We start from the raw sequence: 24,955 nt of genomic DNA, 5'->3' as shown, positions 1-24,955 counted from the left end.
CTTGGTCTGTTCGCCGAAGAAGCCGGTGGCGCCGTCGGGGAGTTTGTGTCCGCGTTTGATCAGGGCTTTCTGTACGGTGCGTACGTCCTCGTTCCGCTTCCCGAACTGGACGTTCGACAGAGCGACCATGAGTCACTCCTTCGGGTTTCGCGAGGGTCCGCGTTTGTCCGAAGGTACGGAAACGGGTGTCACCTGGGCGTCATCATGGCGTCACCGGTGCTGAATTGCACGGTGTGACAGCGGGGCCGAAAATGGAAACGACACGCCCGTCGGAGAAGGCGATGCACGTGGTTTCTGCTCCTCCCCGGCTGAGACTGCTCGGCCAGTTCCGGCTGGAACTGGACACCGGGAGCGTCGAGCTGGGCCGCAACGGCCAGCGCCTCCTCGCGTACCTGGGACTGCGCGGGCGCGTGTCCCGGACGGTCCTGGCCGGCACCCTGTGGCCCGAGGTCACCGAGGGGCACGCCCGGGGGAGCCTGCGCACCACCCTGTGGAAGCTGCCGCCGGGCGAGCCGCCCCTGATCGGCTGCAGGGGGGACGCCCTGCAGGTGACCCCCGCTCTCCGGGTCGATGTCCACGCCTTCACGCGGACGGCCCTGTGCGTCGTACAGGGCGATGGCCCCCGGGTAGGACCTGCGCTGGGCCTCCTGACCGGCGAGGACCTGCTGCCGGGCTGGGACGAGGACTGGGTGCTGCTGGAGCGGGAGCGGCTGCGGCAACTGCGGCTGCACGCCCTCGACGCGCTGGCCGAGGCCCTGATGCGGCAGGGCAGACCGGCGCTGGCGATGGAGGCGGCCTGGGCGAGCGTGCGCGCGGAGCCGCTGCGGGAGAGCGCGCACCGGGCTGTGGTGTCGGCGCATCTCGCGGAGGGGAACGTCGTCGAGGCGGTGCGTCACTACGACGCGTTCTGCCGGTTGCTGGACGAGGAGCTCGGCGTGGAGCCCTCGCCTCGGTTCGCCAGGATGCTTCCCGAGCGTCCACGAGACAGAGCCAGGAAGGCGGCATCATGCACCAGAGCGTCCGCGACTACTGGATCACCTTCAACGACCCCCTCGAAGGGCGAGTCCACTTCATGTACCTGGACGTCAAGGGGTATGTGAGCACCGGCATAGGCAACAAGATCGACGAAACGGCCCGGGACAACTCCGCACCGACCGCGGCGGAACGGGCCGCGTCCCTGGCCGCGGCCAACAGGCTGCGCTGGCTCGTCAACGACGTGAATACGGAGGCCTCGCCCGAAGAGATCGCGCTGGACTGGGACGCGGTGAAAACGCATCTGGAGCTGGCGCCGCAAGGGCTGCACGGGAAATTCCAGCAATTCACCCGCCTGCACGTCGACGACGCCGAAATCGACCGCCATGTCTTCGAAAAACTCGACGAGATGGAGTCGGTACTCGTTTCTCGCGACGGCTTCCATGACTTCGCCTTCTGGCCGGCCAACGCCCAACTCGGCGCGTTGAGCATGAGCTGGGCGATGGGTCCGAAGTTCCGTTTCCCCAAGTTCCAGGGGCATGTGGGAACCCGGAACTGGGTGGGCGCGGCCGACGAATCCCACTTCACCCCGGACGTGGGCACGATCAGAATCCGCAACAAGCTCGACCGGGCCCACTTTCTGCTGGCCCGTGCCGTGGAGGACCAGGCCCTGCCCCTCGAACAGGTCGCACTGGATGTGTCGGACGTGTTCGGCGTGCAAGGAGCGCTGCTCGCCCTGGGCTTCAAGCCGCTGTCTCAGGACGGTGTGGACGGCCCCCTCACCCAGGGCAAGGTCAAGGAGTTCCAGTCGGCCAACGGCCTGGCCGGGAACGGGGCGTTCAACGATCCGGACACCGTGTCCGCGCTCGCCGCACAGCTCGCCGGCCTCGGATTCACCGTGTTCGGCGGCTGAGCGTCTCAACCGTCTCAGCAGACGGTGTGCGGGTTGAGCAGGTTGCGCAGGAAGGACTCGGGGTCGGGGATGAGGTCCGCGAGGGCGCCGAGGTCCATGCCCGGGACCAGTGTGAGGGGGAGGGACAGCGGGCCGAGCACGATGGGCGCCAGGAGCTGCCAGTTCTCCATCTCCTGGAGGGAGCGCAGCAGTTCGCGTACCGTCTCACGCCAGTCCACGGCGGGAACCTGCGGGGGAACGGGGAAGTTGACCAGATGGCCGATCTTGCCTCCGGCCGTCGGCATGCGTCCCAGACCCACCAGCGGGTCCTCGTGCAGGGACGGATCCTCGTTGAGGTGCTCTCCCCAGATCTGCGTGCGCAGTTCACGGACCGACTTGCCGGCCGGATGCGGTGCGCCCCCGATCGCGCTGTCGATCAGTTCCGTGTCGAAGATGCCGAGCTGGAGCTCCGAATCCGTGGTGTGGGAGCGGAAGTTCAGGTTGGCGCTGCCCGCGGCGACGTACTGGTCGTCGGCGATCAACAGCTTGGCGTGGACGTAGACCTGAAGGCTGGTCGCCGCCTGCTCCAGATGGAAGCAGTGGACGTTCGCGGGAGCGGCGGAGGAGATGCGCTGCAGGGCCTCGGCCCGCAGCGCCTTGTGGACGTCCTTGAGGCCCGGCGCGTCGAAGTCGCGTGCGGTGACCAGGATGATCTGGACGCCCCGGGCGGCGGCGTCGCGCAGGTCGTCGACGACGAGCGAGGGCCACAGATACTGGTCCTCGATGTAGATGAAGTGCCGGGCCCGGCGGATGGCCTTGCGGTAGCCGGCCACGACGGTGAACTCGCCGCCAGGCAGGAAGGAGTAGACACCCTTGCAGGTGAGGGTGCGCAGCACCTGCACGGCCTGGGTGCCCGAGGTGGTCGGCGGTCCGGGGGCCTCCGACTGAGGGATCGGCGCGGGCGTCGCGTCGATACGGCTGGGGCGTGTGGGGTCGTTCCAGCGCTGGACCAGACTCTGCCAGATCTGGCCGACGGCGGGCCCGAACACCGCGCACTGCACGTCGTGCCAGCCGGGCAGAGAGATCTTCTGTCCGAGGAAGTCCGGCTCCCGCTGTCGTACGGGCGGATCGATGTGGGCGGCGTTGTCCCAGCGGTCGAGGCAGATGTCGATGCCGCCAAGGAACGCGCAGGGCCCCTCGGTGGCGCCCTGTACCACGGCGCACTTCTGGTGGTGGGAGCCGAAGTCGCCCACCCGGGCGTCGAGGACGGCCTGCGCCCCGGCATCGACCAGACCGGTGCGGAAGTCGAAGTTGTCCTTGGACGGCAGGGTCGGAATCCGCGGTCTGCGCACCGGCAGCGTGGAGAACTGCGAGCCGTACAGCAGCGCACGGACCACGACGCCGTCGGCGCGGAGCTTGAGGAGCCGGTCGAGGATTCCCGGTGCGCCGGCGACCGCGGGAAGCAGCTTCTGCTCGGGCGAGAACCGCCAGCCCGCGAACAGCACCCGGTCTCCGGCGGTCAGAGCGTCGAGGCGAGTGGCCAGGGTGTTGTAGTAGGCCTCGCCGTCGACGAAGAACAGGATCAGGTTGTCCAGGGTGAAGGCGGGGGAGCGGAAGCCGCCCATCTCGGCGTCGGTCAGCAGCCACTCCTCGGGAGCGAGGCTCGGGGCGGGCGGGCGTTCGACGGCCGCGCGGATCTCGTCCAGCTTCTGGACCGTCAAAGGCCCTACGTCGTCGATGATCTCGGCGGGGGGAACCCCGAGCACCTCGGCCTTGAACCGGGCCACCGCACCGGCTGTCTCGTTGCCGTAGTCGCCGTCGGCCCCGAACTGGGGCAGACAGTCGGGATCCCAGTCCAGGAGGGCGATCTGCACCTTTCGCACTGCCGGATCGGTGCGGTGGTGGGACCGCGAGATACGGTCCTGGTCCTGTGCGATGGCTTCCAGCACCGGATCGCCGGCGAAGAGTGCGGAGGTGAGCATCGCGCGGCTCCTTCACGCTCGGACGGCCCGGACCATGAGGTCACGGGGCCCGGTGGAATCCCTTGGACGTATCGGCCGGCGCCCCCGGCGGGATCGGCGGCAGGCCCGCGGCGAGATCGGGCAGCAGCACCGGCTCCAGCCGTACCCGGTCCTGAGCGGCGAGGTAGCGCTCCAGTTCCCGCGGCCGATAACCCGTGTCCCGGTCGTAGCGCTCCTTGGCGGGGACCGCGAGGAACTCGTTCCCGTCGGGCTCGCCATTGTCGTTGACCGCCGCCCCCAGGGGCCGGTACAGCGGCTTGGACAGTTTGTACATGCCCGTACGGGACGTATGCAGCATGCCCGCACCGTCGGGCCGTACCCGGAAGTCGATGCTCTCCTGCGGCTTCATCACTTTCGGCCCGGTCTGACCGAGCACGTCGGTGTCGAATTCAAGGCCGTACCTGCGGGCCTGATCGACCATCCACAACAGGGCGACGTCGGAAAGGCCCGCCTCCTTGTAGCTGCCCCCGACATCACAGTGCACCCCGGCGAACCAGACCTGCTTGAGCTCCTGCCCCTCCCGGTCCGCTCCGGGCTGCTGATGCCACAGGGCCGGCCGGAACGCCGAGCGCTGCTCGTCGACGGACAGAGCGTGGAAGGCGGACCTGACCCAGCTGCTCAACTCGGTGTTGTGGAAGGCCCAACGGCGGTTGAACCGGTCCGCCGCCGGACGCAGCCAGGCAAGGTCCGGGACCGGGATGCCGAGGGCGCCCACCGTGTCCCACACCCCGATGAAGCGGATCTCCGTCTCGCGCGCGTACGAGCGGCGGAACAACGTGGCCGCCGCGCCGTTGGGTTGCTCGATCCGGTCCCGGTACAGCGCCCAGGCCTCCGGGATCCGGTCGGCGTGGTCCCGCCGCAGCACACCGCAGTTGCGGAGCAGTCCGACCAGGCTGCGAGCGGTGAACGCGCCCCGGCTGAAGCCGAAGAGGAACAGCTCGTCGTCGGGTTCGTACGTCTCGACGAGGAACTGGTAGGCGGCGACGACGTTCCGGGAGAGCCCCACGCCGAGCGCGCCGCCACGCAGCCGCTCCCGCCGCTGGGTGCCAACGCCGCTGTGGTAGTAGACGCGTTGTTCCTTCCCGCCGGCGGATCCCGGGCGCAGGGCCAGGGCGACCTTGGCGACGTTCGTCTTGCTCGGCTGGTCGGCGAAGTTCCAGGTGCCGTCGCAGCACACGACCAGACGCTTGGCCATGATCATCCCTCCTCGCGAGAGCGCGGAGCGGTACAGAGCACCACTACCAATGCTGGCACCGCACAGGGGAGCTCGCCACGCGAGGTGCTCCTGGCCGCACCGGAGCACGTCGATGTGGCGCGCGTTGATATTCCGGCTACGCTGGTGAGTTGTAGCAAACTCACGCAGCCTGATGTGTGCTGTGGCAGCGCATTCGACATACAGCCATGTTCGCCAACGCGAACTCCTCCCGGCCTGGGCTACGGCCATCGCCACGCCTCCATCGCCGGTGACTTCTGGGTGTGCCCATCTGTCGGCCAGGCACAGGGAGGTGCCGCAATGAGCGAGCCGGGTACCGTGGCGCTCCGGGTCAAGCACGAGGGATCGGTCCAGGCGCTAGCCTTCAGCCCGGACAGCACCCGCTTCGCCGGCGGCGGCAGCGATGCGTTGCTGCGGGTGCGCGCGGTCGGTATCGGCGCCGCGTTGGACGTGGCCGTCGACGGATCCGTCACCGGCATCGCCTTCAGCCCCGACGGCAGCAAGTTCGCTGTGGCCGACCTCGAGAAGATCTCCCTGCGGGACAGCTCGACCGGCTCCGCCGTCTGGGAAGGGCCGCTCGACCCGGGCAACTCGGTGAACACCGTGCAGTTCGGTCCCAACGGGCAGTTGATCGCGGCCACCGACACCCTGGTCGCCGTACTCGATCAGGCCACCGGGACGATCACCCGGCGGATCACTGTCGAACGGCCCCTGATCGCCGGTGTCGACCTGAGTCGGGACGGCACCCGGGTCGCGCTGGCCGTGGACGAACGGCACGGCGGCGACCACCATCTCGCCGGGTCCGCGCGGGTGATGGACCTGGCCACCGGCACCCAGATCAGCCGGCTGACCCCCGGCAACGCCGTGTTCGCGGTCGCGTTCAGCCCGGACGGCAAGCTGGTGCTGTGCTGCGCCGCCGACGACACCACCCGGATGTTCCAGGCGCAGGACGGAGCACAGGTGTGGCCGACCCCGGAGGACGTCGACGAGCAGGTCACGGCCCCCAGCTGTCTGGCGTACGACCCGAAGGGCAAGTGGACCGTGGTCGGCGGTGCCGACGGGTTTGCCCGGATCCTGGACGCGGAGACCGGGGTCGAGCGGGGCCGGGCGCCGAAGCTGACCCCCGGTGCCCCGGACCCCGGGTTCGGCGCCGTCACGCATGTGGCGTTCAGTCCCAACGGCAAGCTGGCGGCCAGCGCCTCGATCGACAACGTCGTACGGCTGTTCAACATCGACGGCAAGGAGTTGTACGCCGTCACCACCGACGAGGTGCTGACCCTGCGGTTCAGCCCGAACGGCCGCTGGCTGGGCCTGGGCACCATGAACGACGCGCTGGTCATCGACAACGGCGAAGCGAACCAGACGAGTCAGAGGTGAGCCGCCATGGATTCCCACGAGCTCCTTGACCAGGTAGCAGCCCAACTGCGGGCGCTCACCCGGGACGCCGTGGACGGGCTGGTCCGTTCACTGCCCGAACTCGGTGAGGATCCGTCCGCCGCCGGCACCGTCCTCGCGGGCCGGCTGCTCGCCGTGCACGACCGGCTGCCGGCCGGGAATTCGCTGGTGGATCTCGTACGCGAGATGCTCGGCGAGCTGGACTCCGCGTCCCCCGTACGCCTGCACGGCTGGCGGCGGGCCCCCGGCGCCCCGCTAGGCGTGGCACTCGTACTGACCGACCCGGCCGGACCGGCCGCCGGGCGTGCCGTGCTCGGAGTGACCCCGGACGGGCCCGTGTTCGACGTGGTGGTCACCCCGGGGACGACCCTGAACGCGCCTGCGGCCGGCCGGGCGCCCTGGAGTGCGGAGGCGAACATCGCCGCCCCGCAGGGCTGGGACGCCGCCTTCGGCCCCGGCCTGCCGCCCGCTCCGCCCGGCGGCACCGCGACGATCCGGCTGCGGCGCACCGGCCGGCTCGCCGCCGGAATGACGGACGGGCCGGGGGTCAGTGTCGACGGCATCGCACTGACCGTTACGGCGAGCCCCGGCACGCCCGCCGCAGTGGAGCTGGAGTTGCAGGGCTTAAATGCCGCCCTTCTGCCGGCCGCCCTCGCCAGGCTGCTCGGCATCGGTGGGGCCAGCCCCATGTCCGGCCCGCCCCCGCCCGTCATCCTGCGCGCCGACCGGGCCGAGGGTCTGCGTTTCGCCGGCACCGGCGCCCTGCGCGTCCCCCTCCCCATGCGGCTGAACGCCCCGCTCGTGTCCACTCGGGGCGCCGCCCTGGAGCTCACCTCCGACGGCGGCGAGCCACGCCTGGCCCTGTCCCTGTCGGCCAGCGCCGGGCTGCCGGGTCTGCCGCTCCGCGTCCATCTGGAGCGGGCCGGGATCGACCTGCCGATCGCCCTGTCCCCGGGCACCCGGCCGGGCCTGGACCCGAACCGGCTGCGCGAACTGTTCCCGGACGGCATCGGAACCGAGCTCAAGGTGCCACCCATCTCCGGCGGCGGCCTGGTCCGGCGCACCCCCGACCAGGGCTACGGGGGCCTGATCTCGATCGACCTGGGCGTGCTGCGGCTCCAGGCCGTCGCCCTGTTCCGGCCGCCGGACGGAAACGGCGCCCCGACCAGCTTCATGGTGCTGCTCGCCGCGCAGTTCCCGCCCCCCGGCATCCAACTGGGTCTGGGCTTCGCGCTGGACGCCGTCGGCGGGCTGGTCGGCGTCAACCGGCGCGTCGACATCACCGCACTTCAGCAGTTGGTGGGCGACGGCAACGCCGACCATGTGCTGTTCCCGGACCGCGCGGTCGAGCGCGCCGCGGAGATCATCGGATCCCTGGGCTCGGCGTTCCCGGTGGCCGCCGGGCGTGTTCTGGTCGGGCCGATGGTCCGCATCACGTGGGGCGGCCGGATGGTGTCCCTGTCCGGCGCGCTGATCCTGGAGCTGCCCGCCCCGGCCCGTGCGGTGCTGGTGGGACGGCTGCTGGTCGGGCTGCCCGACCCGGTGGTGCCGCTCATCCGCCTCCAGGCGAGTGTGCTCGGCCGTGTCGAACCGGCCGTCCCCCTCGTCGAACTGCTGGTGTCGCTGTCCGGCTCGTGGATCGTCGGGCTCGCGGTGCGCGGGGAGATGTATCTCCTCGTGCGCGGCGGCGAGCAGCCGCAGTTCGTCCTGTCCGCCGGCGGCTTCCACCCCCGCTACACCCGCCCCGCCGGGGTGCCGGCGCTGAGCCGGCTCCAGGTCGACCTGGCCCCGGGCAACGGCTTCGGACTGCGGATGGAGGCGTACTTCGCCATCACCTCCAACGCGGTGATGTTCGGCGGCCAGGTACAGCTGGACGCGTCGATCGCCGGCTGCGGGGTGCAGGGCTTTCTCGGTCTGGACGCGCTGTTCGTCTTCGACCCGGTGTTCGCGTTCTCGGTCCATGTACGGGCCGGGGTGGCAGTGCGCGCGTTCGGGCGCCGACTGGCGGGCATCGGGCTGGACTTCACCCTGGAGGGCCCGGCCCCCTGGCACGCCTTCGGCACTGGCAGCATCTCGGTGCTGTTCTGGGACGTCGAGCTGGACTTCGACGTCCGCTGGGGATCGGCGCAGGCGATCCGGCAGGAACCCGGACGCAGTCCGCTCGACGCGCTCACCCCCGAACTGGCGAAGACGACGGCCTGGTCGGCGGAGCGGCCCGCCGCCGAACGTACCGCGCTGGTGTTCACCCCCGAGGCCAACGAGAAGCTGAACCAGGGGAGCCTGGTGCACCCCGACGCCACCCTGCGCCTGACCCAGCGCGTGGTACCGCTGGGCGTGCCGATCTCCCGGTTCGAACGGCGGCCGGTACCGGCGCAGACCTGGACGGTCAAAGAGGTCACCCTCGGTACGCCCCAGGCGGCCGACCAACTCACCTCGCTGCCCGAACGATTCGTGCCCGGCGAGTTCTTCGACCTCACCGAGGACCAACAGCTCACCGAGCCCGCGTTCGTCAGCCACGCGGGCGGGCTGCGGGCGCGTACCGACGGCGTCCGGGTCGGCGAGGGCCACCGGGTCGACGACACCTATGAGACGAAGTACGAACCACCGCTGCCTGAGCGGCAGTTCACGACGTGGTTGGGATTCTTCCGGCGCGAGGCCGTCTTCGCGGTCAGCGCCGCCGAGCGGCTGGAGAGGTGGCGCACCCCCGAGGCGGCCGTCAGGATACGCCCGCCCACGCTGAGCGTGGCCGCCGCCGAGACCCTCAGCCCGCTGCTGGACGACGTCACCCTGGTCAACGCCACGACGGACGCCTGGGACGCCGTACGCGGACAACTTGCCGAACCGCAGGACGCGTTGCGGCTCGTCGAGACCTGGGAGCTACGGTCGTGAGCACGCGCTGGTTCTTCTCCTCGGCACAGGTCGGCGCCGGTGCCTCGGCCACGGGGCAGGCACTGCCCACGTCGGTCCGGTTCAACCGTGACATCGAGGGCCGCCGCGAGGAGCCGCCACCGGTGTCGGGGCCGACGCTGTCGCTGGTCGGCCCCGGAGATGTGTTCGGCTTCGACCGCAGCATGGTCCTGCGGGAGGAACCGCCGCCCGGTACGTCCGATGCCGCGGAGAACGTGCTGGCCACCGTCGAACTGGCCCACGCCGACCTGCCCTGGTTGCTGTCCCCGGGAACGGCACCCACCGGGAGCGGACCCACACCGCAGCCCTGGGTCGTGCTGATCGTGCTGGCCGAGGACGAGGCGGCCCCACCGCGCGAGTCCCATCCGCTGCCGGTGCTCACCGCCCCGGTCGCCGCGCTGCCCCCGCTGGCCGAGCGCTGGGCGTGGGCGCATGTGGAGGCACGCCTCCCCGACACCGTCACGGACGGCCCCGGCGCGAAGCGCCTTGTCGAGCAGGGGGCGCGCAACCACTCGGCCGATGTCGTCGCACGGCTGATGTGCCCGCGTCGGCTGCTCCCGAACCGTGGCTGGATCGCCGCCGTGGTCCCCGCCACCGCCGCGGGACGGGACGCGGGCCTGAAGGTGACACCGGCGGGCGCGGCCACGGCGGACGCCTGGCCGATTCCCGGCCGGGACACCGTCGACCTGCCCGTCTACCACTGGTGGACCTTTCGCACCGGGCAGGCGGGCACCTTCGAGGAGCTGGCCCGCCGACTGCGCTTTCGGCCCGCCGCGGAGGCCGGACTCGGCAGCCGGATCATCGATGTCGGCAAGCCCTGGCCCGCCGAGGAATCCCCCGGTCCTGCCACCGTGCCCATGGACGGTGCGCTGCGGGCGCCCGGCACCGCGGCCCCCGAGACCTGGAGCGACCCCGCCGTCCAGGAGCGGTTCCGGGGCCTGCTGCGCGAACGCGTGGACGCACCCGCCCGCCAGCGCGAGGAAGCCGTCGACGACCAGGACATCGTCGCCGTGGGACCGCCCCTCTACGGCAGCCACCACACCGGGGAACAGACCGTGCCCGCCGAGCCGGAGAGCTGGCTGAGCACGCTCAACCTGGAGGTCCGCCGACGGGTGGCCGCCGCGCTCGGCACCCGGTACGTGCAGCTGGAGCAGGAGTTCCTGATGGCCCGCGCCTGGGAACAGGTCGGCGAGATCCGGCAGGCCAACCGTCTGCTGGCCGCCGGTGAGCTGGCCGCCGCCGCGGCCGAGCGGGCCCAGCACAAGCACCTCGACGCGCTGGGGGTGGCCGATCTCGTCACCCTCATGGCGCCGGTGAGCGGACGCGTGCCGCTGGCCGTCGCCGGAGCAGACGCGAAGACCCTGTCCGCGATGCTGGCCGCGAGCGACAAGGTGCCCACGGGAGCGGCCAGCACCTCGTTCGCACGGCTGATCCGCTCGGGCGGGGCGCTGGCCCGGCGTGCCCAGCGCGGGGTGGACGGCGAGGTCCCCGACGAGCAGCCCGATCCGGTCCTCCTGCGGGGCCTTCAGGACATGGAGGACATGGACGTCGAAGGACTGTCGGGCGAACTGCGCGAGCGGATCAGCCCCACACGGCTCCAGATACTGCGGATGACCGACCGCGTCCCCGGCGACTTCTGGGCGGACCGCAACCAGGACGACGCCCGCCCGCTGCGGCCGATCATGGCCCATCCGAAGTTCACCGTGCCGATCGCCGAGGAGCTCCTGGCCCGCTGGCCGGAGTGGGCGCTGCCCGGCATCAGCGCACTGCCCCCGGACTCGGTGACCCTGCTGGAGACCAACCCCGAGTTCATCGCCGCGCTGCTGGTCGGGCTGAACCACGAGTTCAACCGGGAGCTGCTGTGGCGGGAGTTCCCCACCGACCAGCGCGGCACCCCCTTCGCCCGGTTCTGGCCGAGCGACGATGCGGATGTCGAGGAGATCGCCCAGTGGCCGCGCGAGGCCCCGCTGGGCAGCCAGTTGCGCACCGGCGGCGCGGGCAACCTGGTGCTGCTGGTGCGCGGGGAACTGCTGCACCGCTTCCCGGGCACCGCCCTGCTCGCCGTACGCGGCGTGGCGGGCAAGCTGCCGGACGCGTTCGACGGAGTGCCGGCCACCCCGCTCGCGCTGGACGAGTCCACCGTGCTCTACCTGTTCCCCGGCCTCGACGCGGCACGAGCCCGCACCGAGGACTTCTTCTTCGTGTTCCGCGAACCGATGCGCGGCACCCAGTTCGGCTTCGACACCGGCGCCCAGCCCGCCCAGATGGAGTCCTGGGCGGATCTCACCTGGGACGGCGTCCACGTGGCGGGCGGTGCGTTCGTCCTTCTGGGCCGGGCCCCCGCCACCCCCACCCCACCGCCGCCCGATCTCGCGGTGTGGGGCCGGGACGCGGCCGACATGGCCCGTATCGCCTTCCAACGGCCCTTCCAACTCGCCTTCAGTGCCACCACGTTGCTGGGCGGCTGAGCACCGCACCGAGGACAGGAGCACCCCCGCCATGAACGACGCGTTCGCCGCTCGCGCACAGGTGGACCGGGCCCGCACCGAGGCGGACGCCGCGCAGGCCCTCGCGGACGAGCAGCATGCCGTGGTGCAGCGCCTCCAGGACCACATCCGGGCCGGCCTGCCGGACCCCCTGCACATCCAAGGCCAGCGCCCCAGCCCCGAACTGCTCGCCGAGGCCGAGGCGGCCCTGCTGGAGCTCCAACGCAGAGCCGAGGAGCTGAACGCCTTGGCGAGGGGCGCGGAGGAGGAACTCACCCGCGCCCTGGGCGAGGGCACGGCCCTGTTCCCCGACGACAACACCGCCCCGATCGCCCTGCTGCCGGTGCGGGTGGAGACCATCTGGTGGGAACCGCGCACCCTGCGGGTACGGATCTACCCGGACGACATCCTGCTCACGGCCTTCGACCCCCGACTGACCCCCGCCGAAGCGGCGGTCGCCGCCGGATACTGGCAGAACCCCGGCCCCGAGGCCTGGCAGCAGGTGCTCACCAAGCTGCGCCCGGCCCGCGCGTCCTGGGCGGTCCGAGCCGCCCGCCCCGGCGCACCGCCACCGACGATCCGCACCGACGACCCCGCGCAGCACCGGCCTCAGACGGTCGCGATGCCGAAACGCTGGCGCTTTGTGGGCCTCCTCGACGGCCAGGTGGTGGTGGACACACTCGGCCGCCCGGTGCCCGACCCGCTGCCCATCGGCCTGCTGCGCGCCGAGGAGGAGGGCTGGGAGACCGACTGGTTCGAGGCCGTCAAGGCCGGCATGGGCATCGAACTGGTCTTCCCGCCCGAGAGCACCGAGCAACTGGACGAGCTGCTCGTCGTCGGGGTGCGCGACGACTCGGCGGCGGACGGCGCGACGCGGCTGCGCGACCTCCTGCACGGCCACAGGTTCGGCGGCGGTCTCGGCCTGCTGCCGTCCGGCACCGCGACCAACAACACCCCCCGCAGCCGCTCCGGCTGGTCCTCGGCGCCCGCCTACCCGGGCCCCGACCCCGACCCGAAGCCGGGGGAGCGGCCGGTCGCCGACGCGCTCGCGACAGGCCTGGGTCTGCCCGACGCCGACTTCCTGCGCGGCTGCTCCGGCGCCGCCGACCCGGAACCCTCGGCCCTCGCCGCGCTGACCCTGCTCACCTGGCCGACGCTCGGCAAGGGTTTCGCCGAGGCCGCCCTGAGCACCCTCGACCTGGGCACCCGGCAGGTCACGGGTGTGGCCCCCGGTGGGCCGTGGCGTGCGGTCAGGGAGCACCTCGCCGAGCATGTGCGCGGTCGCGGGCCGCTGCCGATGCTGCGGGTCGGGCGCCAGCCGTACGGAATCCTGCCCGCCACCGCGCTGGACGACTGGCGCGCCGAACGCGTCGGTGACGTGGACGCGTTGATCGCGCCCTGGCTGGAGCATCTCAGGGAACGCTGGCGGGCGGCGGTGAAGGGGGAGACCGCCATCGACCCCATCCCCCGAGTCCAGCCGGGCATGCCGGTCGACGAGGTCGCGGTGAACGCGTTGCAGCGGCTGCCCGTGGCGACCGGCCTGTCCATGTGGCGTATGGACAGCCCGGCGGTGGCCGTGGGGAGGACCGACCGTACGGAGCCCCCCACACGGCTGGGCCTGCCCGGTCTGCCACCCCATGCGATGCTGCGCTGGACCACACGAGGCGACGGCTTCACCTCCTTCGGCGGGAGCCTGGACGAGAAGTCCGGCGTCCCCGAGTTCGTCGCCCGGCTCGCCCCTGACCCGGACGCCTTCCCGGCCCGGGCGGCGGCCACCGCGGACTACCTGGGCGCGGTGCGCGCCTTCCTGGCGGGCGAGCTGAACGCCGAGGGCTACGACGCGGCGTGGCCGGTGGAGTTGTCGACCGGGCGGGAGACCCCGCCGCGGCGGGGCACGTTCTTCGACCTGCCCGGCGGCCAGGAGGAGCCTGCGCCTGCCGACGGAGGCGAGGAGCCTGGCGGCGAAGGCGAGGAGCCGCCCGAGGACGGCGAGGTACCGCCACCGGACGACGGGGAGCCGGAACCCGAACCGGACGCCCGCGGGCTGCTCGACGCCCTGCTGTTCCTCCCCAACTGGGCCTTCTTCCAAGGCGACGACGAGGGCACGGACGACCCCCTGCGCCAGGCACTGGCCGTCACCGGCGACGTGGACCAACTGGTGGCCGACGTACTGGAAGGACTGAGCGAGCAGGAGCGCGCCGAACGGGTCGCCACCGCCACCCGGGCCGCCGCCGAGCTGCCCCGCCTGGAACAAGCCCTGCGGACCCTGGCCGGCGTCCCGGTGACCCGGCTGCCCGAACTCCTGCTGGAGGTCATCGACGTCCACTCGCACCGGCTGGACGCCTGGATCACCTCGCTCGCGTCGCGACGCCTGGCCACGCTGCGCAAGTCCGGCGTGGAAGGCGTACGGTTCGGCTGCTACGGCTGGGTGGAGGATCTGCGTCCGCCGGTGCAGCGGGAACAGATCGACATCGTGCTGGACGACATGGACACCACCGTCGAGGTCTCCGACAAGGACGGCTACATCCACGCGCCCTCGCTCCAGCACGCGGCGACGGCGGCCGTACTGCGCTCCGGCTTCCTCAGCGACCCCGACGAGCAGACCTACGCCGTCAACCTCACCTCCCGCCGTGCCCGCATCGCCCGCTGGCTGCTCGGCGGCGTACGCCAGGGCCAGAACCTGGGCTCCCTGCTGGGCTACCGGTTCGAACGGGCCCTGCACGACGCCCAGCTGGACCACCTCGTAGAACGCTTCCGCCGCCGCTTCCCCCTGCCGGTCGTACCCGAACCGCAGGTCGAGCAGCCCGAGGCGGACCTGTGGGCGCGCAGCGCGGAGGCGATCTCGGCACGCAATGTCGTCGACGGCATGGCCCTCGTGCGGGCCGGAGCCGGTGCTCCCGCTCTGGCCGGTGTCCCGGACGACGACCTCGCGGCGGTGACACCGCTGTTGGAGGACCTCGCCGACGCCCTGGACGCGGTGGGTGATCTGGTACTGGCCGAGAGCGTGCACCAGCTGGTGGGCGGCAATCCCATCCGCGCGGGCCTGACCGCCGACATCCTGGGACGTGGCGAGGACGTACCGGACACCTTCCGCGTCCTGCGCACCCCACACCGGGCCCGCGCACTGACCCACCGGGTCGCCACGCTGCTGCCCGCCGCCGCCACCCCGGCCGGCTGGCCCGCCGATCGGCTCGCCACGCTGCAACCCGCCCTGGAGGCCTGGGTCGCGCATCTGCTGGGCCCGGCGGCAGGCTGGACGCTGATCGGGACAGTGGGCCAGGAGCCGTTCGAACTCACCGTCGACAGCTTGCAGTTGGGCGCGCTGCGCACCGTACTGGACACCGCCTCCGTCGAACCGGCCGGGCTGCGCCGCGCGGTACAGAACGCCAAGGGCGTCACGCCGGACACCCCCATCACCTTCACCGGGCCCGGCTGGAGCGGACTGCGGGGCCGCGCGGTCCGGATCCGTTCGCTGCTGTCCACCGCCCAGCCACTGCTGCCCACCCACCTCCCCGAGGACCCGGCTGCCCGAACCGTCGACACGACCAAGCTGCGAACGCGCCTCGCCGCCTTCGCCGAGAGCGGCCCGGCCGGGGACCCGCTGCGTGCCCTGGCGGCGGAACAGGTCACACCGGAAGCCGCCGAGGCCTGGCTCTCCCGGGCCCGGACGGCACTGGCCGAGGTGCTCGGCGCGGACATCCCGCTCCTGCCCGACCTCACCTCTGCGACCCCGCCCCCGGCCGGCCGCACCGACCTGCCCGGCGCCGACCTGGAGGACTGGCTACGGCGCAACGCGGCCGTACGGCCGATGGTGCGCACCCTGCACGAGACACTGCTGCTGGCCGCGGCGGGCGCCGACCGGGTCGAGCGGTTGCGTGCGGCACAGCACCCGACGAGCGCGGCCGACGCCTGGATCGGCGGCACCTTCCCCGCCGGGCAGCGGCCGACCGCCACCACCCACCTGGTCTGGCACGCACCGGCCGACACCGTCCCCGGCGCGGGCATCACCGGCCTCGTACTGGACGAATGGATCGAACTGCTCCCTGGCTCCGATCAGCTGCCCCCGTCGGACGCGGCCGCGCCGCAGACCGAACTGACCGGAGTCGCCTTCCACTACGACCGCCCGGACGCCAAGGCCCCGCACAGCGTGCTCATCGCGGTGCCCCCGAACCTGGAGCGCGGCTGGACCTCCGACGGCCTGGCGCAGGTGGTGCGCGAGACCCTCGAACTGGCCAAGCTGCGCGCCGTCGACCTCGACGACCTGCCGGAACTGGACGATCTGATCCCCGGCATCCGCATCTCCCCCCACGGCGCGACCGGCCAGGCCCTGTCCAGGATCGAGACCCCCCGGCCGGGCACCGACCCGGAGGGCCCCTTCATGCTGGAGCCCCGCCATCGCACCTCCGACGTCGAAACGGGACTGGCAGCCCGTGTGCACGACCCGCTGTGGCTGCTCACCCGGCAGTGGCAGTTCGGGGAGTTCGCCGCCCAGGACGCCGGTTCCCCCGCGGTGGTCCGCATGGCCGGCGGCAGCTCGCCCATCGACGCCTGGCGGCCGGGCGGGAGCACGGACTGGGTGCCCTACGATCCGCGCCTGGGGCCCTTGGACAGCCACGTCGAGGACGAGCCCGTACAGGCCGACGAACGGCTGCGCGCCGAAGGCGGTGCCGCCCTGCTGCGGATGACCGACGACGCCGGGCTGCTCGCCGCCGCCCTCGCGGCACTGGCACCGCACCGGCTGCAGTCCGGCCAGGCGGACACGAGCCTGATCGGCTTGCTCGGCGGCCGGCTGCCCGACGCCCAGTCGGTGGCGGCAGCACTGGACGCAGGCACCTTCGACAGCGGACCCGACGCGCGACTCGGCGAGGTCGTTGCCCGGTGGCGGACCTGGTGGGCAGGACAGCTCGCCGAGCGCGGCCCCGACTGCTTCGACCCGCACCGCTTCGAGTACGGCGCCGAACTGTCCACCGCCGGAACCGTGCTGCGCGCCGAGGAGTACCAGGGCGACGGCCTCGACTGGTACAGCCTGGATGTGCACCCCGACCCCGACGCCGAGGCGGCACCGCAGGGCGAACGCAGCACCTTCACCGAGGAGGGCCTGCCCTCGACGATCCGCTACGGCGGACTGCCGGCCGACCGGTTCTGGGAGATGGAGGACGCGCGCGTCGACCTCGGGGCGGCGGACGTGTCCACGCTGGACACGGGCCGGCTGCTGCTGATCTCCTTCGCCACGGTCTTCGGAAACGACTGGTTCCTGGTGCCGCTGGAGGTGCCGACGGCTTCCCTGACCGTCCTGGACCAACTCCTCGTGCGTGACGTCTTCGGCCGCCACCATCTGGTCCGGCGCGCGGGCCAGGATGATCCGGCCTGGTCGATGTTCACCCTGAGCAGCCCGGAGCCGGACCACCCGGCGGCCTCCGGACTGCTGGTCCTGCCCACCGAACGCGGTCAGACGGGGCAGCCGCTGGAGCGCGTGGTGCTGGCCCGTGACGAACTGGCGAACCTGGCGTGGGCAGTCCAGCACCACTACACCGACGGCCGGGGCGAGCAGGTCGACCGCCGGGACCGCTGGGCCCGCACCACACCCCCCGAGCCCGCAATGGCCGGCGAACTGCCCGCGTACGCTGTGCAGAGCATCGTGCCGGACTACTGGTTCCCCCTCGTCCCGGAAGCGGTCGGCACCGAGCAGATCCGTTTCCGGCTGGCCAGGCTCACCGGCCCCGGCCTTGACTCACACCCGGAGGGCCGGCTGATCACCCCCGGACTGTGGATGCACGAGGAAGAGGTGCCGCGCGACGGCGTGTTCGTCACCCGGCGCCCGGTGCTGGCCCGCTGGTTCGACGGCTCCTGGCACAGCTGGGTACGCCGGGAGAAGGCGCCCGGTACCGGGGAGAGCTCCAGCGGGCTGGCCTTCGACACCGTGCGGCCCACGGAGCCGTGGCCGTGATGACAGTCCGTCAACCGAGGCGGGAGGCACACCATGGGCCAGCTGGTCCTCAGCGCTCGCATCCGCGGTGAAGCCACGACCCAGTGCGAGTTCACGATGACGGTGAACGGCGGCAGTCCCGCCACACCCACGGCCGTTGTGCTGGATCAGTCGATCTTCACCATTCCCGATGCCTCGGCGCAGATCGAGATCCAGGCCAACTCCTTCGAACCGATCAAGTACGGGACCGTCGTCGCCCGGCTGGAGATCGACGCGTTCGGCAGCATCCAGGCCGCCTTTCTGTCGGCCAACTGGGAGCCACTGACCGTCCTGCCGTCGGTCCTCGGCCCGACTGCCGTCATGGTCGTCCACTTCTCGCCCCTGCGTGACGCCACCGAGCAGGCGCGCGTGAGCCTGGAGCGGACGGGCACCGACTATCCGGGCGCCCCGCCGCCGGGCAACATGAGTTTCCGTTCCTCCCCGGTGCCGCTGCCGCCCACGCTGTACTCCCCGTTGCCGCAAGCCACCGACACCAGTTTCGTCGCCTCACCACCCATCAGCGACCACGCGATCCAGGTGGAGAGTCGCACCGTGACACCCTTCGGTGACCTGCTCGTGCTACGTCTCCCCGGCGTGGGAGCACCCCAACTCGTGGCCGTCTACTGGCCCGGCGCCGTGCCACGCGGGCCCGGCGCCCCACCTGCGCCGTTCCTCGTGTTCTTCCGCCCGACCATGGCTCAGAACGTGGCGGACGGCTTCTTCACGAATGCCCTGGACCGCCACGACCCCATGACCGGCGACACCTATCCGTGGGGCTGGGACTACCAGTTCTTCGGCCTGCTCCGGCCCTTGCGATACATGGAGGATCCGCTCCTGGCCGACCCCTTCGGCAAAGGTCTGCCGTATCAGGTCCAGGCCTCCGGTCGGAACGTGGTCCTGGTGCTGCCGCTCCCGCGGGTCGCAGGCCAACCGTGTGACGAGATCACGTCGTTCGCCGACGCCGTCTTCCTCCAGGAGTATCTGGAGGAGATCCAGGCCTTCATGTTCCGGCGAGCCGGGAACTTCTCCTTCGGTCCCATCGGCCGACTCGGGATGGGATCGTTCAGCAGTGGCCACGCGCTGATGAGCTGTTTCCTGACAAGGGCTGCAAACCAGACGCACCCGCTGTTCCTGGACACGCTCCAGGAGGTCTACCTCTTCGACCCGCATGGAGACCAGGCAGGAGTGACGGCTGATGCGTTGACCCACGTGGCCGCATGGGCCGCACGTGACTCGGCCGGGACGAAAATCGCCCGCCTGTACACGCAGCACGATCTCGGCCAGCTGGGGCCGTTGCTCGCCGGACTGGGAGTGACGGCCGGCGTCGCCCCGTTCCACGCCGAGACGGCGGACGGCCGCAAGTCGGTCACGTCCCTGCCGGCGGCCGCCTGGCAGAGCGTGGCCCAGCGGCTGCACGGCAGCGTGCCGTACGCCAACAGTGGCCAGGTCCATCAGGTGATCCCGGCGTTGATGGTCGCTGACGCACTGCGGCGCAGCGGCTTCTGACCGCCTCAGCGCCGCCCGGCCGCCACCAGGGCGGTGAGGACGCGTCGGGTCTTGTTCTCCGGGTGCTCGGAGAGCGCCACCCCGCGCTCCCGCACCGTCTCCTGGAGTTTTCGCTGCTTGCGCTCGGCCCGCTTGGTGAACTCCTTGGCGTCGTCCTCGTCCTTGGGCTTCACCCGGATCGAGGCCTCCAGGAACTCCATACCGGCGACCGACCATGCCTCCAGGTTCACCTTCAGGTCGTCCAGCGCAACGTCGTCGACCTTGGTCGCGAGGATCGGCCCCAGCGCGACCAGCCCATTGAGCTGGACGGCGGGAGCGCAGGCGTGCAGGAACTGGTCCTGCAGCGCATCGATCGGTGCGGCGGGATCGGCTCCGGGGGCCACCGTGCCCAACAGCGCCTCCGGTGGGTGACTGTGCACCAGGGAGGCGGCCGGCACCTGGCCGTTCACCGACCAGTCCTCCTCGATCCTGTAGGTGAACGGCTCCGCGTCGAACGGGGCGGAGAACCGGCCGACCAACTGCTTCAGGTCGCACGGACGCAACTTGACGGTCAGGTCGTCCGCACCGCCACCGATCCGGAACCGCACGATCAGGCCGGCGTCCAGCAGTGGTACCCGGCCCGCGGCGGCGCCGTCCCGGTCCTCGGCGAACCAGATCTGTCGCGTGGTCATCTCGCCGTGCGCCGCGCCGAGGAGCGACAGCGCCGCCGCCACATCGCTCTCGATATTGACCTTGATCTCGACCGGCAACAGGTCCATCGCCCCGCTCCCTCACGTCTTGTGTACGTGGGCCCGACACCTTGCCGCATTGCTGGGCGAAGGTGTCGAAGGCTGTTTGCTCAGCGTCCTCCTCCTCCGGCTCGGAGTCGACCGGGAGGGGAGCTCAGGGTTGGGGCATGAGCTGTACCCGGATGTCATCTCCATAGGGGAGAACGATCGTCCGGTCCCGACCGAGCTCCCAGTCCGGGGTGACCAGGAACAGTCGCCCGCCGGATGACAGCAACAGTCGGAAGCCCGCGTAACGGTGGCGGTACGCCGTTGCCTCCTTTTCAAAACCGTCGAGCCGGGTTGCCGTGACCCCGGTGGGCAAGCCGTCGAGTGGTTCCTTGGTGTCGATGACGACTTCCGGTCGGAGGTCCAGCCTGGATGCGTCCTCCTCGCCTCGCCCTGTGCCGTACGCCCAGGCCAGCTGGGTCGAGGCCCAGAACAGCCCGGCGATGAACAGCCCCACGGCGCACAGCGCGCCATTGCGTGCCAGGCGCCGCGACAGCGGGGTCCGCCCGCGCTGCTGCGTGTAGACCCAGATGCCGTATGCCACCGCCGCCGGTCCGATCGCCAGCGACAGCGGTGTGGCACCGATGATGACGCTGGTGTCGGAGTCCTGGACGAACATGCCGATGATCGCTCTGGCAATGAGAAGGACCCCGACGAGCATGATGAGGTACGCCAGTAGGGCATGGGTGGTGGCGGTGTCGTCGCCCGTGTCGCGAGCGAGCAGCCACTTGACGAAGGCATGGATTGCGACGCACGTCAGAACGCCGAGGAACATCAAGGCCGCCGGGACGTACACCACTTCGAGGCCCTGCAGCATCAAGTCCTGATTGGACAGGCCCGTCATGTCCAGGGGAACGCCGAAGTACTGATAGCGGGCGCGGGTGGCGACGTAGCCGAAGTAGACAAGCAGCGCGGTGGCCAGCGTTGTCGGGCCGATGGCCTCGGCCAGTTGGCGGATGCGGGCCGAGACGGGCTGCTGGTCGGTGGAGGGTTCGGGTTCTCGGGCTGGTTCCGAGACTGGGGGCGTGGATGGCGGTTCGGGTGGGGGAACCGTGGCCATCAGCCTTGCTCCCCGGTCAGCGGCTCGTCGGGCGGGGGCTGGAACTCCTCGGGGGAGTCGGTGTCGGGCGACGGCGGGGAGAACTCCTCCGGCGGGGTGTCTTCCGCCGCCCCTCCGACAGTCATCGTCAGTGTGGGAACGTGGTTGGAACTTGAACCACTTATCTGCACCGGATTCTGCGACGTCGGTGGCGAACCGCCCCAGTGCGGCACTTCGTTGCACGGGGAGTTCTCGGCGTTGTCGCACAGGTACGTGAAGTGGACTACTGCGGTGACCGTGTACACACCTGCTGGGGCGTCCGACGGAAGGACAGCGCCCGCCACGCACTGGTCTCCCTCGGTCAGGTTGATTCCGCGACACGCAGGGTCACCGGTGGGCGAGCAGTGCGCGGCGTCGTCGGAGCGGATCGCCGGAGTAGCCGGGCCGGTGGCAGTGAAGGAGACACTGTCGATGGTGCCGGCAGTGGCGGTCTTGTTGATGATGGTCAGACAGCCGGGACCGTTGCGGTTGCCGTCGAGGCGCACGCCGTTGACATGAATGGATCGTCGATCGCTCTTGCGTGTCTCGCCGCCCGGCGTGCTGTTCCCTGCGGTCGATGAGCCCTGCGAGGTGGACGGGGAGTTGGAGTCTCCGTCATCCGAGCGACCGGTGCCGGTGCCAGGGTCGGCGTCGGGGTCGGTGCCGGCGTTGGGATCGGTGCCGTTTGAGCCGGTCACGGAGCTGACCGGGCCTTCATCAGCGGCATTCTGCCCATCAATGGTGGCGGATCTGACCAGCCAGACGATCCCGAGCACTGCCACGAGACCGAGGATGACCGCCAAGGCGATGGGTCGCGCACGCGTAGGTGGCATATACGGAGAATATTCTCATTTCTGGCACTCTTCCTCCTGGGGCAGTCAGGTCAGGACCAGCCAGCGGCGGCCGTCGATCAGCTCCCGGGCCGCGTCGAGGTGCCCGGCGTGGCACGCGGTCTCGGTGATGACGTGCAGCAGCACGTCGCGCAGGGTGTGCAGATGTGGTTCGCCGAACACGTCGTGGGGCCACCAGGCCAACGCGGCGTCGGCAGGAGTGGCGGTGATGACGTCGTCGGCGAACGCCGCCTCCTGCCGGTATCGGTCGAGCACGTCGACGGCCGCCACTTCCGGGGACACCTTCCAGGCTTCGTCGTCGCTCGTCAGGCCGCGGATGACCTGCTGGTCCCCGGCGACGACCGCGCGGAACCAGAACCGCTCGACGTCCAGCGTGAGGTGCTGGACCAGCCCCAGGCAGTGCCATCCGGACGGCAGCACGGGCCGTCGTAGATCCTGCGCATCGAGCCCGTCGAGGATGTCCACCACGTGGCGCCGTTGCCCATGCAGGACTCCAAGAAGCGCCTTGACCTCATGGCTCGGAGTGATGTCGCTCAGTTTCTCGGTCACGGCCACCCAGGATCCCCGAATCTCCGCGGCCGGGCAGGGAATTACCCGACATCCGGGGCGGGACTCGACCAACTCGGTGTGCCGACCGGGCGGTTGGCGCTCCTCGCGGACGCGACGAGACTGACAGACGCAGGTTCCGCCTGCCGGTGCCAGGTCTCGGCTCCGCTCTACGTCTGCTCGGTCGGCTGCTGAGCTGCCCCGCCCGCGCCGACGCTGACCAGCCCTGTCTCGTAGGCGACGATGACGGCCTGGACACGGTCGCGGAGTCCGAGTTTGGCGAGGATGCGGGCGACATGTGTCTTGACGGTCGCCTCGGCCAGGTGGAGACGAGTGGCGAGTTCGGCGTTGCTCAGTCCCCGGGCCAGCAGGCCGAGGACTTCCAGTTCGCGGGGCGTGAGCGAGGCGAGGTCGCGGTGGAGGGCGGCGGAGTCGCTGCCCTGGTGCGCGAACCGCTGCACGAGACGGCGGGTGATGGTGGGCGCGAGGAGCGCGTCGCCGCTACGGGCCGTGCGGACGGCCGCGGTCAGCTGCTCGGGGGTGACGTCCTTGAGGAGGAAGCCGCTGGCCCCGGCGGACAGGGCGGCGTACACATACCGGTCGAGGTCGAACGTGGTGAGGATGATGACGCGGGGCGCGTCGGCGGCCCCGGTGAGGATGCGGCGGGTGGCCTCCAGGCCGTCCATCTCGGGCATCCGGATGTCCATCAGGACCACGTCGGGCCGGGTACGGCGGACCGCCGCGACGGCTTCGCTCCCGTTGGTCGCCTCGGCGACGACATCGATGCCGTCGGCGCGGAGGATCAACCGGAATCCGGTGCGGACCAGGGTCTGATCGTCGGCGAGGAGCACACGCAGCGGCTCGGTCACGGTCCCTCCAGGGGGATCAGGGCTTCCACACGGTAGCCGCCGGTCAGGCGCCGGCCGGTGTTGAGGGTTCCGTCGTGGACGGCGAGGCGCTCGCGCAGTCCGATCAGTCCCCGGCCGCTTCCGACGGCCCCGCCCGAGTGCCCACCGGTGTCGGTGACTTCCACCCGGAGCCGGTCCGGGCCGTAGTCGACGGTCACGGCGGCCCTGGCGCCGGACGCGTGCTTCACGGTGTTGGTGAGGGCTTCCTGGACCACGCGGTAGGCGGCGAGTTCGAGGCCGGGCGGGAGGGGCCGGGGCGGCCCGGTCACGGTGAGGTCGACGGGCAGTCCGGTGTCCCGCACCCGCCCCACCAGCGATTCCAGCTGGTCCAGGCCGGGTTGCGGGGTCAGCTCCTCCGCCGTGCGGGTCAGGTCCGCATCGCTGGACGTCCCCTCGTCCTCGTCGGCCATGGTGAGCAGTCCCATGACGTGGCGCAGTTCGGTCATGGCCGCCCGCCCACCCGCCTCAACGGCGAGCAGTGCCTCGCCGGCCTCCTCGGGGGAGGTTTCCATGATCTTGCGGGCGGCACCCGCCTGGATGATCATCACGCTGACGTTGTGCGTGACGACGTCGTGCAGTTCGCGGGCGATCCTGGCCCGCTCGTGCTCGACGGCCCGGCGCAGCTCCTCGGTCCGTTCCCTTTCCAGGGTGGAGATCCGGGTACGGCCCTCGTCGGTCCGGAGCTTCCAGGTGCGCAGGCCGATGGCGGCCACGGCCATCGGGGCCAGGATCAGCAGGGCGATGTAGTCGTTGGGGACGATCGGTGTCACCGAGTCCCCCGAGGTGCCGACCAGGACGACCGACACCGGCAGCGCCGCCAGGGCCGCCACCCGGTACGGGCTGTACACGGCGGCGCTGTAGACGGCGATGATGAACGCGTAGAAGGTCAGCCGCAGCACGCTCTGTGGTGTCGCCAGTGTCGCCGCCGTCACGACGCACAGCACGGCGAGCGGATAGCGGCGGCGCAGCGCCAGGGCGCCCGAGGCGACGACCGCGAGGCTCACCATGAAGGCCAGCCCACCGGGGCCGGACGGGCGCGCCACGGTGTACGCCACGCCGGGTGCGATCTCCCGCACCACGACGACGTCGACGTTGTCGATGCCGTAGTAGACGGTGGAGATGCCGATCACCAGCGCGACCAGTGCGTCGAACTGCCAGGCGCGCAGGGTGGGCCGCAGCGGCGGACCGCTCGGAACCCTGGCGTCGCGGACCACCCTACGGGCGGCTCCCCGGACCCGCTCCAGAGTCGTACGTACATCCGTCACCGGATCATTCTCGCCGCCGCACGGACCCGCGGAGTCCGCCCCCGTGGTCATTTCCGCCGTACCGGATACATCACCCGCCTACATCGCAGGGATGACGTCTGCGGGGCTCATCCCAGCTCGGTACCGCAAGGGGTTCGAGCGGGCGACGCGTGCCGGCCGGGCCCGCTCCTAGCGTTC

The 24,955-nt window shown here is 71.2% G+C and carries 15 protein-coding genes; 7 read left to right on the top strand and 8 right to left on the bottom strand.

Translation table 11 applies throughout. The features are described from left to right. The first annotated feature begins 251 nt into the window (after positions 1-251). On the top strand, positions 252-1,100 hold the full coding sequence (locus tag TN53_RS23435) for an AfsR/SARP family transcriptional regulator (protein ID WP_324609622.1): 849 nt from the start codon (positions 252-254) through the stop codon (positions 1,098-1,100). Continuing rightward, on the top strand, positions 1,007-1,885 hold the full coding sequence (locus TN53_RS23430; protein ID WP_095046678.1) for a peptidoglycan-binding domain-containing protein: 879 nt from the start codon (positions 1,007-1,009) through the stop codon (positions 1,883-1,885). The genes TN53_RS23435 and TN53_RS23430 overlap by 94 nt, the downstream gene beginning before the upstream one ends. Before the next feature lie 14 nt (positions 1,886-1,899). Here the strand turns inward: TN53_RS23430 and TN53_RS23425 are convergent, their stop codons facing one another. Both TN53_RS23425 and TN53_RS23420 read right to left on the bottom strand, forming a co-directional pair. Continuing rightward, positions 1,900-3,846 carry a phospholipase D family protein gene (locus tag TN53_RS23425; RefSeq protein WP_046260561.1) on the bottom strand — a complete coding sequence of 649 codons (1,947 nt, stop codon included), beginning with the start codon at positions 3,844-3,846 and terminating at the stop codon, positions 1,900-1,902. 40 nt (positions 3,847-3,886) lie between these two features. Further along, complete coding sequence (locus TN53_RS23420) at positions 3,887-5,080, bottom strand: DUF2235 domain-containing protein (protein WP_046260582.1); 1,194 nt, start codon at positions 5,078-5,080, stop codon at positions 3,887-3,889. Between the two features lie 318 nt (positions 5,081-5,398). Between TN53_RS23420 and TN53_RS23415 the strand changes: the two genes are divergently transcribed. From TN53_RS23415 to TN53_RS23395, 5 genes are read left to right on the top strand one after another with little or no spacing between them, the layout of a single operon-like run. Further along, positions 5,399-6,475: a WD40 repeat domain-containing protein gene (locus TN53_RS23415; RefSeq protein ID WP_046260560.1), complete on the top strand. Its 1,077-nt coding sequence runs from the start codon at positions 5,399-5,401 to the stop codon at positions 6,473-6,475. Positions 6,476-6,481: 6 nt separating this feature from the next. Further along, positions 6,482-9,382: a DUF6603 domain-containing protein gene (locus TN53_RS23410; RefSeq protein ID WP_046260559.1), complete on the top strand. Its 2,901-nt coding sequence runs from the start codon at positions 6,482-6,484 to the stop codon at positions 9,380-9,382. Continuing rightward, positions 9,379-11,868, top strand: a complete 2,490-nt coding sequence (locus TN53_RS23405) for a hypothetical protein (RefSeq protein WP_046260558.1) — start codon at positions 9,379-9,381, stop codon at positions 11,866-11,868. Before TN53_RS23410 ends, TN53_RS23405 begins: the two co-directional genes overlap by 4 nt. A gap of 31 nt (positions 11,869-11,899) precedes the next feature. Next, positions 11,900-17,833: a hypothetical protein gene (locus TN53_RS23400; protein ID WP_046260557.1), complete on the top strand. Its 5,934-nt coding sequence runs from the start codon at positions 11,900-11,902 to the stop codon at positions 17,831-17,833. A gap of 33 nt (positions 17,834-17,866) precedes the next feature. Then, on the top strand, positions 17,867-19,357 hold the full coding sequence (locus TN53_RS23395; RefSeq protein ID WP_046260556.1) for a hypothetical protein: 1,491 nt from the start codon (positions 17,867-17,869) through the stop codon (positions 19,355-19,357). A gap of 5 nt (positions 19,358-19,362) precedes the next feature. Here the strand turns inward: TN53_RS23395 and TN53_RS23390 are convergent, their stop codons facing one another. The 6 genes from TN53_RS23390 to TN53_RS23365 all read right to left on the bottom strand — a co-directional run bounded on the left by TN53_RS23390 (position 19,363) and on the right by TN53_RS23365 (position 24,829). After that, a complete protein-coding gene (locus tag TN53_RS23390) occupies positions 19,363-20,115 on the bottom strand; it encodes a hypothetical protein (RefSeq protein ID WP_046260555.1) in 753 nt (250 codons plus the stop codon). A 124-nt stretch (positions 20,116-20,239) separates the two neighbouring features. Beyond that, the gene (locus TN53_RS23385) at positions 20,240-21,190 is read right to left on the bottom strand and encodes a hypothetical protein (protein WP_234441682.1); all 951 of its coding nucleotides are present in this window, start codon (positions 21,188-21,190) and stop codon (positions 20,240-20,242) included. Next, a complete protein-coding gene (locus tag TN53_RS23380; RefSeq protein WP_159038181.1) occupies positions 21,190-21,990 on the bottom strand; it encodes a hypothetical protein in 801 nt (266 codons plus the stop codon). Before TN53_RS23380 ends, TN53_RS23385 begins: the two co-directional genes overlap by 1 nt. 96 nt (positions 21,991-22,086) lie before the next feature. Beyond that, positions 22,087-22,614: a DinB family protein gene (locus tag TN53_RS23375; RefSeq protein ID WP_046260553.1), complete on the bottom strand. Its 528-nt coding sequence runs from the start codon at positions 22,612-22,614 to the stop codon at positions 22,087-22,089. 161 nt (positions 22,615-22,775) lie between these two features. Then, on the bottom strand, positions 22,776-23,474 hold the full coding sequence (locus TN53_RS23370; protein ID WP_046260552.1) for a response regulator: 699 nt from the start codon (positions 23,472-23,474) through the stop codon (positions 22,776-22,778). Then, positions 23,471-24,829 (bottom strand): sensor histidine kinase, encoded by a 1,359-nt coding sequence (locus TN53_RS23365; protein WP_095046677.1) that lies wholly within the window; start codon positions 24,827-24,829, stop codon positions 23,471-23,473. Before TN53_RS23365 ends, TN53_RS23370 begins: the two co-directional genes overlap by 4 nt. Between the last annotated feature and the right edge of the window lie 126 nt (positions 24,830-24,955).

Origin of the sequence: Streptomyces sp. WM6386 (assembly GCF_000972385.1) — a bacterium.
Taxonomy (GTDB): Bacteria; Actinomycetota; Actinomycetes; order Streptomycetales; family Streptomycetaceae; genus Streptomyces.
This window is presented reverse-complemented; position numbering and strand designations above follow the sequence as displayed.